The 16,802-nt window shown below is 73.7% G+C and carries 14 protein-coding genes; 9 read left to right on the forward strand and 5 right to left on the reverse strand.

Annotation, left to right across the window (positions count from 1 at the left end; genetic code table 11):
* The first annotated feature begins 13 nt into the window (after positions 1-13).
* Positions 14-532: an acyl-CoA thioesterase gene (locus tag ACFYML_RS16710; RefSeq protein ID WP_387421447.1), complete on the forward strand. Its 519-nt coding sequence runs from the start codon at positions 14-16 to the stop codon at positions 530-532.
* Positions 533-733: 201 nt separating this feature from the next.
* The gene (locus ACFYML_RS16715) at positions 734-2,722 is read left to right on the forward strand and encodes an acetoacetate--CoA ligase (RefSeq protein WP_387421448.1); all 1,989 of its coding nucleotides are present in this window, start codon (positions 734-736) and stop codon (positions 2,720-2,722) included.
* 40 nt (positions 2,723-2,762) lie between these two features.
* Here the strand turns inward: ACFYML_RS16715 and ACFYML_RS16720 are convergent, their stop codons facing one another.
* Positions 2,763-3,452: a TIGR03089 family protein gene (locus tag ACFYML_RS16720; RefSeq protein ID WP_387421449.1), complete on the reverse strand. Its 690-nt coding sequence runs from the start codon at positions 3,450-3,452 to the stop codon at positions 2,763-2,765.
* A 149-nt stretch (positions 3,453-3,601) separates the two neighbouring features.
* Between ACFYML_RS16720 and ACFYML_RS16725 the strand changes: the two genes are divergently transcribed.
* A complete protein-coding gene (locus tag ACFYML_RS16725) occupies positions 3,602-4,747 on the forward strand; it encodes a glycosyltransferase family 1 protein (RefSeq protein WP_357436516.1) in 1,146 nt (381 codons plus the stop codon).
* A gap of 64 nt (positions 4,748-4,811) precedes the next feature.
* The gene (locus ACFYML_RS16730; protein WP_387421450.1) at positions 4,812-5,903 is read left to right on the forward strand and encodes a mannose-1-phosphate guanylyltransferase; all 1,092 of its coding nucleotides are present in this window, start codon (positions 4,812-4,814) and stop codon (positions 5,901-5,903) included.
* A 31-nt stretch (positions 5,904-5,934) separates the two neighbouring features.
* On the opposite strand, the gene ACFYML_RS16735 is transcribed toward ACFYML_RS16730, so the two are convergent.
* Positions 5,935-6,519, reverse strand: a complete 585-nt coding sequence (locus tag ACFYML_RS16735; RefSeq protein ID WP_387421452.1) for an NUDIX hydrolase — start codon at positions 6,517-6,519, stop codon at positions 5,935-5,937.
* A 39-nt stretch (positions 6,520-6,558) separates the two neighbouring features.
* Between ACFYML_RS16735 and ACFYML_RS16740 the strand changes: the two genes are divergently transcribed.
* The gene (locus ACFYML_RS16740) at positions 6,559-7,596 is read left to right on the forward strand and encodes a hypothetical protein (protein ID WP_387421453.1); all 1,038 of its coding nucleotides are present in this window, start codon (positions 6,559-6,561) and stop codon (positions 7,594-7,596) included.
* 263 nt (positions 7,597-7,859) lie between these two features.
* On the forward strand, positions 7,860-8,867 hold the full coding sequence (locus tag ACFYML_RS16745; RefSeq protein WP_387421454.1) for an ArsR/SmtB family transcription factor: 1,008 nt from the start codon (positions 7,860-7,862) through the stop codon (positions 8,865-8,867).
* Positions 8,868-9,017: 150 nt separating this feature from the next.
* Here ACFYML_RS16745 and ACFYML_RS16750 read toward each other — a convergent pair whose 3' ends face one another.
* Together ACFYML_RS16750 and cofD are read right to left on the reverse strand one after the other, a co-directional pair.
* A complete protein-coding gene (locus ACFYML_RS16750) occupies positions 9,018-10,106 on the reverse strand; it encodes a coenzyme F420-0:L-glutamate ligase (RefSeq protein ID WP_387421455.1) in 1,089 nt (362 codons plus the stop codon).
* Positions 10,103-11,050 carry a 2-phospho-L-lactate transferase gene (gene cofD, locus ACFYML_RS16755; protein WP_387421456.1) on the reverse strand — a complete coding sequence of 316 codons (948 nt, stop codon included), beginning with the start codon at positions 11,048-11,050 and terminating at the stop codon, positions 10,103-10,105. Before cofD ends, ACFYML_RS16750 begins: the two co-directional genes overlap by 4 nt.
* A gap of 161 nt (positions 11,051-11,211) precedes the next feature.
* Here cofD and ACFYML_RS16760 point away from each other — a divergent pair, with 161 nt between their 5' ends.
* The 3 genes from ACFYML_RS16760 to ACFYML_RS16770 all read left to right on the forward strand — a co-directional run bounded on the left by ACFYML_RS16760 (position 11,212) and on the right by ACFYML_RS16770 (position 16,220).
* On the forward strand, positions 11,212-12,183 hold the full coding sequence (locus tag ACFYML_RS16760; protein ID WP_387421457.1) for a hypothetical protein: 972 nt from the start codon (positions 11,212-11,214) through the stop codon (positions 12,181-12,183).
* Positions 12,184-12,333: 150 nt separating this feature from the next.
* Positions 12,334-14,841 (forward strand): bifunctional FO biosynthesis protein CofGH, encoded by a 2,508-nt coding sequence (locus ACFYML_RS16765; RefSeq protein WP_387421458.1) that lies wholly within the window; start codon positions 12,334-12,336, stop codon positions 14,839-14,841.
* A gap of 1,118 nt (positions 14,842-15,959) precedes the next feature.
* Positions 15,960-16,220 carry a WhiB family transcriptional regulator gene (locus tag ACFYML_RS16770; RefSeq protein WP_013284161.1) on the forward strand — a complete coding sequence of 87 codons (261 nt, stop codon included), beginning with the start codon at positions 15,960-15,962 and terminating at the stop codon, positions 16,218-16,220.
* Between the two features lie 92 nt (positions 16,221-16,312).
* Here the strand turns inward: ACFYML_RS16770 and ACFYML_RS16775 are convergent, their stop codons facing one another.
* A complete protein-coding gene (locus ACFYML_RS16775; protein ID WP_091260118.1) occupies positions 16,313-16,762 on the reverse strand; it encodes a metallopeptidase family protein in 450 nt (149 codons plus the stop codon).
* Positions 16,763-16,802: the final 40 nt, after the last annotated feature.

Here is a 16,802-nt window from a genome sequence, read left to right on the forward strand (position 1 = left end):
TACCGTTTCCGGCATGACAGATCACCCCTCCACCGGGCCGGTGGGCAAGCCGACCTCGTATTCGCGGGTCACGCTCAGCCGGATCATGACCGCAGTCGATGTCAATCTGTACGGGACCGTGCACGGTGGGGTACTGATGAAGTTCGTCGACGACGTGGCCGGGGCCGCCGCGGCCCGGCACAGCGGTGGCACCGCGGTCACCGCCTCGATCGACGAGATCGTCTTCTCGGAGCCGGTCCGGGTGGGCGACCTGGTGCACGCGCACGCCCAGGTCAACTGGACCGGGCACACCTCGATGGAAGTCGGGGTCAAGGTGGTCGCCGAGCGCTGGGACTCGGCCGAGGACGAGCCGGTCCCGGTCGCCACGGCGTACCTGGTCTTCGTCGGGGTGGACGTGGGCGGCGCACCGCGCCCGGTCCGGCCGGTGCTGCCGGAGACCCTGGAGGACGAGCGCCGCTACCGGGAGGCGGAGATCCGCCGCGCCCACCGGCTGGCCCGCCGCCGGGCGATCCAGGCCCACCGGGCCGGCTGACGAGGCACCGAGCAGCCCGCCACCGCGCGCGGCGTTGGCGGCACGCCTCCCCGCCCAGCCACACTGTTGGACGGGTGGAGATGTGGGGTGGGCACGCCCCCCGAGCGGCACCCGGTGCGGAGAATGGCGACGCTGGGTAGGGCAAGATGGCGCCACGGCCCATGCACAGTGTCGTGACGGGGCCTCAGGGAGGGTGGAGCAGTGGGTGACGTGCTGTGGACGCCGCCGGCCGACGTGCGCGAGCGGTCCCGGATCGGCGACTACCTGCGCTGGCTGGCTGAACACCGGGGGCTGGAGTTCGCCGACTACGACGCGCTGTGGCGCTGGTCGGTGACGGACCTCGACGCCTTCTGGCGGTCGATCTGGGACTACTTCGAGGTGGTGGCGCACACCCCGCCGACCGCCACGCTCACCGACCCGGCCATGCCGGGCGCCCGCTGGTTCCCCGGCGTGACGCTCAACTACGCGGAGAACGTGCTGCGGATGCCGGGCCGGGGGGACGACGACCCGGTGGTGATCGCGCACGGGCAGACCCGCGCGCCGGAGACGCTGACCGCCGCGGAGCTGCGCGAGCGGGTCCGCCGGGTGGCGGCCGGGCTGCGCCGGCTCGGCGTCGGCCGGGGCGACCGGGTGGCGGCGTACGCGCCGAACATCCCGGAGACCTTCGTGCTGCTGCTGGCCACCGCCAGCCTGGGCGCGATCTTCTCCTCCTGCGCGCCGGAGTTCGGCACCCGCAGCGTCACCGACCGGTGGCAGCAGATCGAGCCGAAGGTCCTGGTCGCCGTGGACGGCTACCGGTACGGCGACAAGCCGGTGGACCGGCGGGGCGAGGTGGCCGCCATCCGGGCCGCGCTGCCGTCGCTGGCGCACACCGTCGGCATCGCGTACCTCGACCCGGCCGGCACGCCACCCCAGAACGCGATCTCCTGGGCGGAGCTGGCGGCGGAGACCGACGAGCCGTTGACCTTCACCCCGGTGCCCTTCGACCACCCGCTCTACGTGCTCTACTCCTCCGGCACCACCGGCCTGCCGAAGCCGATCGTGCACGGCCACGGCGGCATCCTGCTGGAGCATCTGAAGATGCTGGCCCTGCACCACGACCTGGGCCCGGCCGACCGCTTCTTCTGGTTCACCACCACCGGCTGGATGATGTGGAACTTCCTGGTCTCCGGTCCGGCGGTGGGCGCGACCATCGTGCTGTTCGACGGCAACCCGGGCCACCCGGACCTGGGCGCGCTCTGGCGGCTGGCGGCGCAGACCGGCACCACCTACTTCGGCACCTCCGCGCCGTTCCTGCTGGCCTGCCGCAAGGCCGGCCTGGTCCCGAAGGAGATCGCCGACCTGTCCGCGCTGCGCGGTCTCGGCTCGACCGGCGCGCCGCTGCCCGCCGAGGGCTTCACCTGGGTGTACGAGACCGTCGGTGACCGGCTCCAGCTCCAGTCGCTGTCCGGCGGCACGGACGTCTGCACCGGTTTCGTCGGGGGCGTGCCGCTGCTGCCGGTGCACGCCGGGGAGATCGCCTGCCGGGCGCTCGGTGCGAAGGTCGAGGCCCGCTCCGCGGACGGCACCCCGGTCATCGGGGAGCTGGGCGAGCTGGTCATCACCGCGCCGATGCCGAGCATGCCGGTGGGCTTCTGGAACGACCCGGAGGGCACCCGCTACCGGGAGGCGTACTTCGAGGTCTACCCGGGCGTCTGGCGGCACGGCGACTGGATCACCGTCAACGAGCGGGGCGGCTGCGTGATCACCGGCCGCTCGGACGCCACCCTGAACCGGGGCGGCGTACGCCTCGGCACCGCCGAGTTCTACTCGGTGGTCGAGGGGCTGGACGAGGTGGTCGACTCGGTGGTGGTGCACCTCGAGGACGACCAGGGTGGGGCGGGTGAGCTGCTGCTCTTCGTGGTGCTGGACCAGGGGCTGGAGCTGGACGACGAGCTGCGGAAGAAGATCTGCCGCGAGCTGCGGACCGCCCTGTCGCCCCGGCACGTCCCGGACGAGATCCACCAGGTCCGGGCGGTCCCGCGCACGCTCTCGGCGAAGAAGCTGGAGGTGCCGGTCAAGAAGATCCTCACCGGCACCCCGGTCGACCACGCCGCGGCCAAGGGCGCCCTGGCCAACCCGGAGTCGCTGACCGCATTCGCGGCCTTCGCCCAGCGCCGCGCCCACACCGACGAGTCCGCCCCCGCCTGACGGTGCGTGCCGGCCGGGGAGCGCCCCGCGCGGCACCCGCTCAGGCGAGGCTGCGGGTGACCTTCTCCGTGGCGGTGCGCGAGTCGAGGCGGGCCGGGTCGAGGTTGCCGCAGAGGACCAGGCTGGCGCCGGCGGCCAGCGGGGCGAGGAGCCAGTCGACCGGGTCGGGGTGCCGCCCGGTGTCGACCAGCAGCCGGTCGCCCGGGGTGAGGCAGAGCTCCACGCCCCGGGCCTCCGCGCGGGCCAGCAGCTCCGCGTCCCCGTCGCCACCCTGCGGGTGCGGCGTGAAGTGGTCGCCGTGGCCGCGTACCGCCGACACGAAGTCGGCGAAGCCCGCCGGCACCTGCCGCATCGGCAGGGCGAACGGGTCGAGCGCGAGCGCGTACCGCTCGCCGGCCGACCAGGCAGCCGCCTCGTCGACCCGGTCCGCCGCGGCGAAGAGCACGTCCACGGCATCCGGCGCATCGACCACGGTCAGCTTCGCCGACCAGCAGCCGAGCAGCACGGCGGCGGTCTGCCAGTGCGGGGGCAGCAGCACGGCCGCCGGGTCGCCGGGGGCGAGGGCCACCTCGTCGACGAGCAGGTTGGCCGTCTTGGCCACCCAGTTCGCCAAGGTCGCCCCGGACAGCTCGGTGCGCTCGCCGGTGGCGTCGTCGTACCAGGTCAGCAGGGGGCGCGTGGGGTCGGTCGCGATCGCGTCGGCGAAGACCCGGGCAATGTTGTCGGCCATCGTCGCGAACGATACGCGCCGGTGGCCCGTACTCGATGGCAAGGACAAGTCGGCGTACCGTCGGGTCGCAGTCACCGCCGGGACCCGGGCCCGGCGTAGGCTTGCCGACAGTGTTGTTCCCCACAGCCGACAGCCTGAGGAGTCGCCCCGTGACCGCCGGTCGCCCGCCCCGCGTGCTCATCGACGCCACGAGTGTCCCCGCCGACCGTGGCGGCGTCGGTAGATACGTCGACGGTCTGCTCGGCGCCCTCGGCCGGGTCTGCGGCTCCGGCGTGGATCTGGTCGTGGTGAGCCTCCGCACCGACCTGGAGCGCTACACCCGGATGCTGCCCGGCGCCGAGGTCATCCCCGCCCCGGCGGCGGTCGCGCACCGCCCGGCCCGGCTCGCCTGGGAGCAGACCGGCCTGCCGCTGCTGGCCCAGCAGGTGGCGGCGGAGGTGCTGCACTCGCCCTTCTACACCTGCCCGCTGCGGGCCGGCTGCCCGGTGACGGTCACCGTGCACGACGCGACCTTCTTCACCGAACCGGAGCACTACGACAAGTCCCGGCGGACGTTCTTCCGCAGCGCCATCAAGACGTCGCTGCGCCGCGCCGACCGGGTGATCGTGCCGAGCAAGGCCACCCGGGACGAGTTGATCCGCCTGCTGGACGCCGACCCGACCCGGATCGACGTGGCCTACCACGGGGTCGACCAGGCCGCCTTCCACGCCCCGAGCGAGGAGGAGAAGGCCCGGGTCCGCGCGCGCCTCGGGCTGGGCAGCAGCAGCTACGTCGCGTTCCTCGGGGCCAAGGAGCCGCGCAAGAACGTGCCCAACCTGATCCGGGGCTGGGCCCGCGCGGTGGCCGACCGGGACAACCCTCCGGCGCTGGTCATCGCCGGCGGCCAGGGGCATGACGACGACATCGACCGCGCGGTGGCCGAGGTTCCGTCGCACCTGCGGCTGCTCCGCCCGGGCTACCTCCGCTACGCCGACCTACCCGGCTTCCTCGGCGGCGCGCTGGTCGCCGCCTACCCGTCGTACGGCGAGGGTTTCGGGCTGCCGATCCTGGAGGCGATGGCGTGTGCCGCGCCGGTGCTGACCACGCCGCGGCTCTCCCTGCCCGAGGTGGGTGGCGACGCGGTCGCGTACACCAGCGAGGACCCGGACCAGATCGCCACCGACCTGACCGCCCTGCTGGACGACGAGCAGCGCCGGCTCTCCCTGGCGAAGGCCGGTTTCGACCGGGCGAAGGAGTTCACCTGGGAGTCCAGCGCGGAGGTGCACATCGCCGCGTGGAGCCGGGCCCGGGCCTGACCTGTCGGATGCTCGTCCGCCCGACGTGGCGTCCGTGCCGTGGTGGTTCGGGCATGATGTGCTGATGTTCTACGCCGTCATCCCGGCGGGAGGCAGTGGCACACGATTGTGGCCGCTGTCCCGGGCCGGCCATCCCAAGTTCCTCCACCCGCTGACCGGTACCCCGGCCTCGCTGCTCCAGGCGACGGTGGACCGACTGTCGCCGTTGACCACACCCGAGTGCACGCTGGTGGTCACCGGGGCCGCGCACGTCGCGGCGGTGGCCCGGCAACTGGCTGGCCTGCCGGAGGAGAACATCCTGGTCGAGCCCTCGCCGCGCGACTCGTGTGCGGCGATCGCGCTGGCGGCGGCCGTGATCGCGGAGCGCGAGCCGACGGCGGTGATGGGCTCGTTCGCCGCCGACCACCTGATCGGCGACGCCGCGTCGTGGGCCGAGACCGTACGCCAGGCGATCCGCGGCGCCGAGCAGGGGCTGCTGATGACGGTGGGCATCACCCCGACCCGGCCGGAGACCGGCTACGGCTACCTGGAGACCGGCGAGCCGACGGGCGACGGTCCGCTGCGTCCGGTGCTCGAGTTCAAGGAGAAGCCCGCCGCCGAGGTGGCCGAGGGATACGTCCGCTCCGGACGGCACCTCTGGAACGCCAGCATGTTCGTCTGGCGGGTGGACGTCTTCTTGGCCGAGCTGGCCCGGCAGCAGCCGGCCCTGCACGCCGGGATCGTCGCGATCGCGGCGGCGTGGGGGACTCCGGAGCAGGACGACGTCCTCGGCACCGTCTGGCCGACCCTGCCGAAGATCTCCGTCGACTACGCGGTGATGGAGGGCGCGGCGACCGCCCGGCGGGTGGCCACCGTACCCGGTGACTTCGGCTGGAACGACGTCGGCGACTTCCACACCCTCGGCGACGTGCTGCCCGCCGACGCGGACGGCAACGTGGTGCTGGGCGCCGACGCCAAGCCGGAAGTCCTGCTGCGGGACAGCAGCGGCCTGGTGGTGGTGCCGCACTCGGGCCGGTTGGTGGCCGCCCTCGGCCTCCGCGACCTGATCGTGGTGGACACCCCGGACGCGCTGCTGGTCTGCCCGCGGGACCGGGCCCAGGACGTGAAGAAGCTGGTCGACGAGCTGAAGGAGCGCGGCGAGGAGGGCCTGGTCTGACCGGGTCGTGCGCCCCCGCCGGGCCGTCGGGTCAGCCGGCGGCGCGGCGGGCCAGGGCGGCGAGGGCCGGCGCGACGAGCTGGACGGTCCCGTCGGCCAGCGGCTCGGGCAGGCGGTCCGGCGGGAACCAGCCCAGCGCCTCGGACTCGTCGCTGACCCGCTCGGTCGCCCCCGGCGGGGCGAGCACGGCGAACCGGACGTCGTAGTGCAGTGACCCGCCCTGGCAGGCGACCGGGTGAATGTCCACGTCGATCGGCTCTGGGTCGACCGTCAGCCCGGCGATCCCGGACTCCTCGCCGGCCTCGCGCAGCGCGGCGGCGGCCAGGGTCGGGTCACCGGGTTCGCAGTGCCCGCCGAGCTGCACCCATTTGCGGAACTTGCCGTGCAGGCAGAGCAGCACCCGCGCGCCGGTGTGGTCGAGCACCAGGGCGCTCGCGGTGACGTGCCCGGCCCGGTGGGCGCGGCTCATCGCCACCGGCCCGGCGGACAGCAGCTCCAGGGTCCGGTCCCGGGCCAGGGCGGCCGCCGGGCTGGTCGGCGTCCAGCGGTTCAGCAGCGCGGCGGCGTCGGCGTGCAGGTCGGCGTACGCCGGGAGGTCGGTGCGGGTCTCGGGCACTCCGACACTCTACGAGCGTGGTCTTCGTACCCTGGCCCGGTGACCCTGCGACCCGTCGAGTTCGTCGTGGCCGGCAACGAGGCCAGCGACCTGTTGCCGGTACGCTCGCCGGCGCTGCTGCGCGCCCACGGCGCCCGCCGGGGTTTCTGGACGGTGCTGGACGAGGGCCCGGTGGAACGCTGCCTGGCCCTGCTGGTGGAACGCCACGACGGCGAGTGGGTGGCGCATCACGTGGCCGCCGACGCCGGTCGGGAGAACGGCCGCACCGAGGACGGCGAGGCCCTCGCCCACCACGACGGCTGGGTGTACGTCTTCGGCTCGCACTTCGGGTCGAAGGCCGGCCCGCTGCGGCCCCGCCGCGCGTTCGTGGCCCGGTTCCGCGAGGAGGACGCCGCCTACGGGACACTGCCGGTGCACGTGGTCCGCAACCAGTTCCGGCTGCACCGGGCGGTCAACGACGCCCTGGCCGCGGCCCCGCTGACCCCGCTGCCGCCGGGCGACCGGGTCCGGCACCGGTTCATCGTGGAGACCCTGGCCCGGGGCACCGCCCGGGCCAAGAGCTGGGTGTGCCGGCTCGCCGCGGACGACGTGCCGCTCAACGTCGAGGCCGCCGCGTTCACGCCGGCCGGGACGGTGCTGCTCGGGTTGCGTTTCCCGGTCACCGCCGAGGGGGAGCCGATCCTGGTCGAGCTGGCCGGGGTGCCCGACATGTTCGGCGCTCAACCGGGCTGGCCCCGGGCCGTCGGGGCGTACGCCCTGAGCGGGGTGACCCCGCCGGGCGCGCTGACCGGCTTCCGGGCCGTCACCCCCACCCCCGACGGCGGGTACGCGGCGGTCATCGGGTCGATCGACGCGTTGGGCAAGGGTTCGGTGCTGTTGGACGACCACCCGCACGGTGGTGCGGTGACCTCGCGGCACGTCCGGTTCCGGTGGGACGTCACGCCGGACGCGCGGGTGGCGGGAAAGCTGGTGGCCGAGCTGGCGCCGTTCCACCATGTGGAGGGGTTGGCCGAGCTGGACGGGCGCTGCTACTACGTGACGGACGAGGACCACCGGGTGGCGCTCTGGATCGACTGAGACGACCGTGCCAGGTCGGACGACCGGATGGCATCTCTGCGGAGAACCCGCCGCAGACCCTCGTGATGCCGTCCGGTCGTCCGTCTCCCCGGGCCCCGGGTGGGTGCAACCACCGTCCCAAGCCGGATGGGCAAGGGAAGCATGCCCAACCGGCCCCGTCGGCGTCGAGGTTTTTCAGCCCACGCTTAAAGATGGAGATTAGTGCCGCCGGGTACAGTGCCACTGGTGGCGGGCTCTCCCTCTGTCCGCCCCGGGAGCGCTCCATGCTGAAGATCATCTTCTCGAGCGAGGACATCCTGCGGACCAGGGTGGCACCCGCCGCAGACCCGGTCTGGGAACTGGTCCTCAGCCTGCACCTGCTCCAGGGTCGCGGGCGTGACCCGCTGCTGACGCCATGGCGACGCACCGTGGCCAACACCCTCCGGATGGAGGAGAGCTCCGGGGAACGCTTCCGTCTCCTCCTGGCCCTCAACCCACCCCGTGGCTACTTCCCCGACTTCCTCACCCCGTACGCCAGCAAGAACGGCCTGGCGGCGGGGCTGGAAGCGGTCCGGGGCACCCCGGTCGACATGCTGCACCGGGACCTGACCCGGCTGGCCGAGGAGAACGTCCTGCCCGCCCCGGCCGCCGGGCTGGCCCGGGGCGAACCCGAGGTGCTGCGTCACCTCACCGGCTCGATGGCCCGCTACCAGGAACTCGCGGTCACCCCGTACTGGTCCCGGATCCAGGCCGCCGTGGAGGCGGACCGGGCGCGGCGGGCCCGGGCGATGCTCGACGGCGGGGCCGAAGGGCTGCTGGCCAGCCTCCGGCCCAGCATGCGGTGGGCGGACGGGGTGCTCGAGGTCCTCGACTATCCGGACACCCGGGAACTGCACCTGGACGGCCGGGGGTTGCTGCTGGTCCCGTCGTTCTTCTGCGCGCGCACCCCGGTCGCGCTGGTCGACCCGGCGCTGCCGCCGGTGCTGGTCTATCCGGTCGACCGGCTCGGCGGGCTCACCCCGGCGCCCGGGCTCGGTGCCCGGCGGAACGCCGACGGCGCCAGCCGGGAGGCCCTGGCCGCCCTGCTCGGCCGCACCCGCGCCGCTGTGCTGGAAGCCGCCGACGAGGGATGCACCACCGGCGAGATGGCCCGCCGGCTGAGCATCTCCGCCGCCGCGGCCAGCCAGCACACCAGCGTGCTGCGCAACGCCGGACTGCTGGTCAGCCACCGTGACCGCAACACCGTGCTGCACACCCTGACCCCGCTCGGCCGCGCCGTCCTCGACGCCTGACCCCTTGCGCCGGGCCGGTTGGCTGCCGCCAGTTCGGCGAGGTGGCGGGGTCGGCGGGATCCGGACCCCGCCGGGTCGGCGACGTGGCGCGGCATCAGGGCCCGCGCCGGGTCGGCGAGTGGGGGACGGGGTCCGAGTCCGGAGCGGTGGTCAGAGGGCCAGGGCGGCGCTGGCGGTGCTGCCGGCCGGCGGCGGGAACACCGCCGAGGGGATGCCCTCCGCGGCCAGCGCGGTCCGCAGGCGCTGCAGGTCGGCGCCGAAGCGCACCAGGTCGCCCTGGTCGGCCGGGGCCGGCGGCGCCCCGAGCACGAGTCCGCTCGCGTGCGCGGGCCAGCCGGGCACGCCGGCGACCATGCCGGCGCGTACCTCGGCGTCGGTGACCTGGGTGAAGACCGTGCCGGAAGCGACCACCCCGGCGACCGCGGCGATCGCCCGGTCGACGGCGGCCGGGTCGGCCGGCGACGGGCCCGGGCCGTCGGCGAGGAGCGCGGCCTCGCGCAGCCCGGCCGCCTTCGCCTCGGCGGTGCCCAGCGAGAAGAGGTCCAGGGCGGCCTCCCGGACCAGCACCCGGGCACCCTCGCCGTCGTCGGCCCCCGCCACCCCCAGGTAGCCGCGGACGACCGCGACCGGTACCTGGTCGCACTTGCCCTTGATCAGCTCACCGGCGGCGGCCAGCTCGTCCACCACCGCCATCTGGGTCAGCTGGAGCTCGTTGCCGTACGGGTCGATCTCCCCCCGGTGGTCGCGGATCGCCGGCATCCCGGCCACGCCGAGCGCCACGTCGGTCAGGCCGTTGCGCCACGGCCGGCCCATGGTGTCGCTGATGATGACCGCCACGTCCAGGTGGTACTGGTCGCGTAGCGCGGCCCGCAGCGCGCGGGCGGACGCGTCCGGATCCCGGGGCAGCAGCACCAGTCGGGTCTTGTCCACGTTCGAGGCGTCGATCCCGGCGGAAGCCATCACGAACCCGTGGTGGGTCTGCACGATCCGGGTGGCACCCCGGGCCGCCACCACCCGTGCGGTCTCCGCCGCGAGCACCTCGTCCCGTGCGGCGAGCCGGTCGGGCCCGTCCGCCGGCACGTCGACCAGCCGGCCCTCCGCCTTCGACACGATCTTGCTGGTCACCACCAGCACGTCCCCGTCGCGCAGCCACGGCGCCGCAGTGGCGATCATCGCCGCCAGGTCGTCGCCCTCGGTCACGTCGCCGATGCCCAGCACGGGCAGGATCTCCAGTCTCACACCAGCTCCAACGCGGCCCGGACCATCGCCGCCGTCGCCGCCTCGTCGATCATCCGCAGCGGTGCCGACCGTACGGACGCGTCCGGCACCAGCGTCCCCTCGTCCTCGGGCGCCACCAGCCAGCCGTCGAGCAGGCCGCCCGCCGACCGGCCACCGTAGAGGCCGCCCACCCCGGCCGCGCTGCACTCCACGCCGAGCACGGCGAGGCAGCGGTCGGCCATGCCGCGTACCGGCGCGCCGCCGATGATCGGGGACACGCCGACCATCGGGGCCGGCCCGTCGGTCACCGCGTCGCGCAGACCCGGTACGGCCAGGATCGGGGCGATGCTCACCACCGGGTTGCTCGGCGCGATCAGCACCACGTCGGCGGAGCCGACCGCCTCCAGCACACCCGGCGCCGGCTTCGCCGTATCCGCGCCCACGAAGACGAACCGGTGCGTCGGGATGTCCGCCCGGTACCGCACCCACCACTCCTGGAAGTGGATCGCCCGCTGCCCCTGGTCCCCGTCGACGACGACGTGGGTCTCCAGCCGGTCGTCGGTGGCCGGCAGCAGGGTCAGCCCGGGCTCCCACCGGGTGGCCAGCGCGGCCGTCACGGCGGACAGCGGGTAGCCGGCGTTGAGCATCGTCGTCCGGACCAGGTGGGTGGCGATGTCCTTGTCGCCCAGGCCGAACCAGGCGGGCTCCGCGCCGTACGCGGCCAGCTCGGACTTGACCGTCCAGGTCTCGCCCACCCGGCCCCAGCCCCGCTCCGGGTCGGCGCCGCCGCCCAGCGTGTACATCACACTGTCCAGGTCGGGGCAGACCTTCAGCCCGTGCAGCAGCAGATCGTCGCCGACGTTGACCACGGCGGTCACCTCGGCCCCCACCTCCCGGGCGTACGCCCGGACCCCGAGCAGGAACCGCGCGCCCCCGATCCCGCCGGTCAGTACCACGATGCGCATGGCTCCATCCTTCCCTACGCGCCACCGTCGCCCGGCCAGTGGCCGGGGGACTGTGCGGGATGCGGAAGCGAACCGTCCGAACCGCTCAACTATGAGCAACCAGTGGGAAGCAGGTTAGGCTCACGTCGCCACCTGTCCGTTTTCGTCCCCAGGGGGAGTTCGTGACCAGCCCCGCCGAGCCCGCGTCCGGCGACGCCACGCAGGCCAGCCAGTTGACCAAGCCACTGCGCGAACTGGCCGCGCTCGTCCTGCTCGGCGCCAACGCCGTGCTGCTTTTCGTCGGCCTGCTGCGCCTGCTGGTGCCGATGGACGGCTACAGCACCTTCAGCGGTCGGGCGGGGAGCGCCTTCTTCATCTTCGTCGGCGTCGAGTCGGCCGTGCTGCCGGTGTTGGCCGTCCTGCTCGCCACCCACGTACGCCCGGCGCTGCCCAAGGCCAAACTGATCACCCAGGCGGCCCTCGGCGAGTACGCCCTCGCCGCGTTCTTCGGCGCGCTGACCGTCCTGGTCTGGCTGGTCGGCCGGCTCGCCGAGGCCGAGGTGCTGGATGCCTTCCTCGGCCTGCTGACCCGGCTGGCCTGGGTGGCGATCTTCGGTGTCGCCGCCTTCGTGGTCTTCAAGGTCTGGCGCACCCTCTACTACGTCCCCCGGCCGAAGCCGCAGCCCGGCGTGTACGGGCAGCCGCAGCCGGGCTGGCCGCAGCCGCCGGCCGGCTACCCGGCGCCGGGCCAGCCGGGCGGTTACTCCGCGCCCGGCCAGCCGGGCGGTTACCCCGCGCCCGGCCAGCCAGGCGGTTACCCCGCGCCCGGCCAGCCGGGTGGCTACCCCGTCCCGGGCGGGTACGCGCCCGGCGGGCCGGCGAACCAGCCCGGTGGCTACCCGCCGCCCGGCCAGCCGGGCCAGCCGCAGTCGGCGCCGCCGTTCAACACCGCCCCGCCGCACGCCCCGCAGTCCGCGCCGCCGTTCGGGGCCCCGCAGCCGGCCCCGCACCCGGCGCCGCCCTTCGGCCAGCCGCCGTCGGCGGACCCGACCCAGGCCATCCCGCGCCAGCCGGCCGAGCCCGGCCAACCGACCACACCGGACAGCGACCGTACCCAGCGCTTCGACCGGGACGACCCGAACCACCCGCGCTGACCGCTCCAGATCACGGTCAGCACTCGCACGAAAGGGTGGCCGCCCCCGCCGGGAGGCCACCCTTTCCGTGAGTCGGCGGCGACGGAGCCGACGGCGTCCATCGGGCGCGGGCACGGCGTGGGCTGGATGGGCAGCGCATAGGGTGGACGGATGGTTGATCGCACCGGGTCCGTCCCCACCGAGGCGAGCGTCCGGCGGGCCCTGGGCCGGGCCGCGACCGGCCGGGCGCTGGACGTCGACGAGGCGAGCGCCCTGCTCGCCGCGCGCGGCGAGGCGCTGGACGAGCTGCTCCGGATCGCCGGCGAGGTACGCGACGCGGGGCTGCGGGAGGCCGGCCGCCCCGGGGTCGTCACCTTCTCCAAGAAGGTCTTCATCCCGCTGACCCGGCTCTGCCGGGACCGCTGCCACTACTGCACGTTCGCCACAGTGCCGCACCGGCTCCCGGCCGCGTACCTGGAGAAGGACGAGGTGCTGGCGATCGCCCGGGAGGGCGCGGCGCAGGGCTGCAAGGAGGCCCTGTTCACCCTCGGCGACCGCCCCGAGGAGCGCTGGCCGGCGGCCCGGCAGTGGCTGGACGAGCGCGGCTACGGGTCCACCCTCGACTACCTGCGGGCCTGCGCCGTGGCGGTGCTGGAGGAGACCGGCCTGCTGCCACATCTCAACCCGGGTGTGCTCTCCTGGTCGGAGCTGCAACGGCTGAAGCCGGTCGCGCCGAGCATGGGCATGATGCTGGAGACCACCGCGACGCGACTCTGGTCGGAGCCGGGCGGTCCGCACTACGGCTCGCCGGACAAGGAACCGGCGGTCCGGCTCCGGGTGCTCGACGACGCCGGCCGGGTCGGCGTGCCGTTCACCACCGGCATCCTCATCGGCATCGGGGAGACCCTGGCCGAGCGGGTCGACGCCCTCTTCGCGATCCGCCGGGCCATGCGGGAGTACGGCCACCTCCAGGAGGTGATCGTGCAGAACTTCCGCGCCAAGCCGGACACCGCGATGCGTGGCATGCCCGACGCGGAGCTGCACGACCTGGCCGCCACGGTGGCGGTGGCCCGGGTGCTGCTCGGCCCGAAGGCGCGCATCCAGGCCCCGCCGAACCTCATCGAGGGCGAGTACGCGCTGCTGCTGCGCGCCGGCATCGACGACTGGGGCGGGGTTTCGCCGGTCACCCCGGACCACGTCAACCCGGAGCGCCCCTGGCCGCACCTCGACGAGTTGGCCCGGCAGACCGCGCAGGCCGGCTTCACCCTGCGCGAGCGGCTGACCATCTATCCGGAGTACGTCCGGGCCGGCGACCCGTGGCTGGATCCGCGCCTGTTGCCGCATGTCACCGCCCTCGCGGACCCGGCGACCGGGCTCGCCGTCGAGGCGGCCCGCCCGGTCGGCCGCCCCTGGCAGGAGCCGGAGGAGGTGTTCGGTGGGCGTACCGACCTGCACGCCACCATCGACACCACCGGGCGGACCGGGGACCGGCGTGGCGACTTCGACAGCGTCTACGGCGACTGGTCGGCGGTCGCGGGCAAGGTCAGCGTACCGACGGGCGGATCGAGCGACCCCGACCTGCGCGCGGGCCTGCGACTGGCCGCCGACGACCCGGCGGCGCTGCTCGACCCGGTGCACGAGGCGAAGGCGCTGGCGCTGTTCGGCGCGGACGGGTCGGCGCTGGACGAGCTGTGCCGGATCGCGGACGACGTCCGCCGGGACGCGGTCGGCGACGACGTCACGTACGTGGTCAACCGCAACATCAACTTCAGCAACGTCTGCTACGTCGGCTGCCGCTTCTGCGCCTTCGCGCAACGGGAACGGGACGCCGACGCGTACCGGCTCTCTGTCGACCAGGTCGCCGACCGGGCGGAGGAGGCGTGGGCGGCCGGCGCCACCGAGGTCTGCCTGCAGGGCGGGATCGACCCGATGCTGCCGGTCACCGGGTACGCCGACATCGTGCGGGCGATCAAGGCCCGGGTGCCGGGAATGCACGTGCACGCCTTCTCCCCGATGGAGATCGTGACCGCCGCCGCGAAGGCCGGCGTACCGGTGAAGGAGTGGCTGCTCCAGCTCCGCGAGGCCGGCCTGGACACCATCCCCGGCACCGCCGCCGAGATCCTCGACGACGAGGTGCGCTGGGTGCTCACCAAGGGCAAGCTGCCGGCCGCCGCCTGGGTCGAGGTGGTGAGCACCGCCCACGAGCTGGGCATCCGGTCCAGCTCCACGATGATGTACGGCCACGTCGACCACCCGGGCCAGTGGCTGGCCCACTTCCGGGTGCTGGCCGGCGTGCAGGACCGCACCGGCGGGTTCACCGAGTTCGTCGCGTTGCCGTTCGTGCACACCAACGCGCCGATCTATCTTGCCGGCATCGCCCGCCCCGGCCCGACCTGGCGGGAGAACCGGGCGGTGCACGCGATGGCCCGACTGCTGCTGCACGGCCGGATCGGCAACATCCAGTGCTCCTGGGTGAAGCTGGGTGACGAGGGCACCGTGGCGATGCTCCAGGGCGGCTGCAACGACCTGGGCGGCACGCTGATGGAGGAGACCATCTCCCGGATGGCGGGCTCGGGCAACGGCTCGGCCCGTACGGAGGAGCAGCTCAAGGCGATCGCCGCGGCGGCGGGCCGGCCGGCCCGCAAGCGGACGACCGCGTACGGTCACGCCGGCGCCTGACGTCGAACCTTTCCGTCCGGCGGCCGTACCAGTCGATGCCGGCGGCGGCGGGAGGCCCGGACTTCTTCGAGTTCGGCGACGACGTCCGGAACGGGATTCACGTCGACAACGACGGCGACGTTATCCGGATGTCACCTGTCGTTTCGAATTCACCACCGAGATGACGATTCCGAGCAGCTTTCTTTACCACACCGGACCGATCTCGTCGCTGAACAGCAGGAACGAGGCCGTCGTGCCGATGTCCAGGATGGACCTCTGGAACAGGCTGCCCGCCCTCGAAGGACAAGCGGTTCGCCCAGTTCGTCGGGCGTCCTGAGCGGGCCGTGTCGCTGCCCGTGCCGTTGGTGGGTCAGGCGTTCACCCCGGCCGCGGCGGCGGCCGCGGTCACTCCGGGCTCAGCGCCACCGACGTGGCAGCCGGGCCGACCGCGTCGGGTGCGCACCCACTCGGGGGTGCGGGAGCGCCACATCCGCGACGGGTGTTCCACAGTGCCGTCGACCCGGCACCGGAGGCGGGTCTTTGTACCGTCTGGTGGGACGGTCGGACGCCGGCCGGCCCGATCTCCGTCACCGGCGGCGCGATCGCCGAGTTCGTCGGTCGACCAGCGCAACGCCGGGGCGGGCTGATCGTCCGGGTCCCGTTCGCCGTCGCGCTCCGTCCACCATCTGGACCGGGCGCGGTCGGCGATTCCGAGCTCGACGGGCGATCCGGCGGGAGCCGCGTTATCTTTGCGCACCAGAATGCTGATCTTGGACGGTGTCGCGGCGGCCGCCCGGGTACGGCCCGCCGGAGCCTCCACCGGGGGCCTCCGTCGGTGTCCACTCCGGTACGCCACGGCAGAAAACTTCGGACAACTCGCCGGAGAAGGCGTTACTCGTCCGGGGTCTGAATCGATAGGGCAGGTTGCGAGGCCCGGACGGCTGAGATGGCCGACCGGAACGTGTCGGGAGGGCGACTCCATTATCAAGTTCGGCTTGACGGCGCACGCATTACACGCGTGTAATTTGAATGGGGTTGTTCGCACGGAACGCAACAAATTGCGACCGGACGGACAAGCACGCCTTTCGCGTGGGGGGTTGCAGCGGCGATGACGCCGGTGCGCGACAAGGAGGCATCTGATGGACGGCCAGCTCGAGGTGGCCGACCTGCTCGGAAACGCGCCGGAGTGGCAGGAGCGGGCGCTCTGCTCGCAGACCGACCCGGAGGCGTTCTTCCCCGAGAAGGGCGGCTCGACCCGCGAGGCGAAGCGAATCTGCTCGCGGTGTGAAGTCAAGACGGAGTGCCTGGAATACGCCCTGGGGCACGACGAGCGGTTCGGGATCTGGGGCGGGCTCTCCGAGCGGGAGCGGCGGAAGCTGAAGCGGCGGGTCGCCGCCTGACGCGTACCGGGCCTGGGCGGTGGGGGCCGCCCGGCTCGGGCCGACAGCTCGGCCGGTGGGGGCCGGCCGGGGTGCGGCAACGCGGGTGCGGCTCAGGCCAGCTCGTCGGGGTCGACCCCGAGCAGGTTCGCCACCTGCTCGATGATCACGTCGTGCACGAGATCCGCGAGGTCCTCGCGATCCATGGCGCGGAACTCCAGCGGGCGCCGGTAGAGCACGATCCGGGGTGGCACCTCCTGCCGGCCGGGGCGCCCGGGCAGCAGTCGGGCCAGCGGGACCTCGCCGTCCTCCAGCACGTCCGAGTCGTAGACGTTCAGGTCCGGTGGGACGTCCTCGACCGCGAACTCGACGCCGGCCAGTTCCTTGGCGAACCGTCGTTCGAGGGTCTCGACCGTGTCCAGCACCAGGTCGTCGAAGACCTCGGCCTTGGTCCGGGCCAGCGGTACGGTGGCCGGCACCAGCCGCCCCCGCAGCCCGCGGCCGTGGCGGTCGCGGTGGGTGCGCCGGCCGGAGCCGGGGCGGCGGTTTTCCGGACTCGTCATGACGCACAGGGTAGCCCGCACCACCGGCTGGCCCGCCGTT

The sequence above is a fragment of the Micromonospora sp. NPDC007230 genome (assembly GCF_042869115.1).
Taxonomy (GTDB): Bacteria; Actinomycetota; Actinomycetes; order Mycobacteriales; family Micromonosporaceae; genus Micromonospora.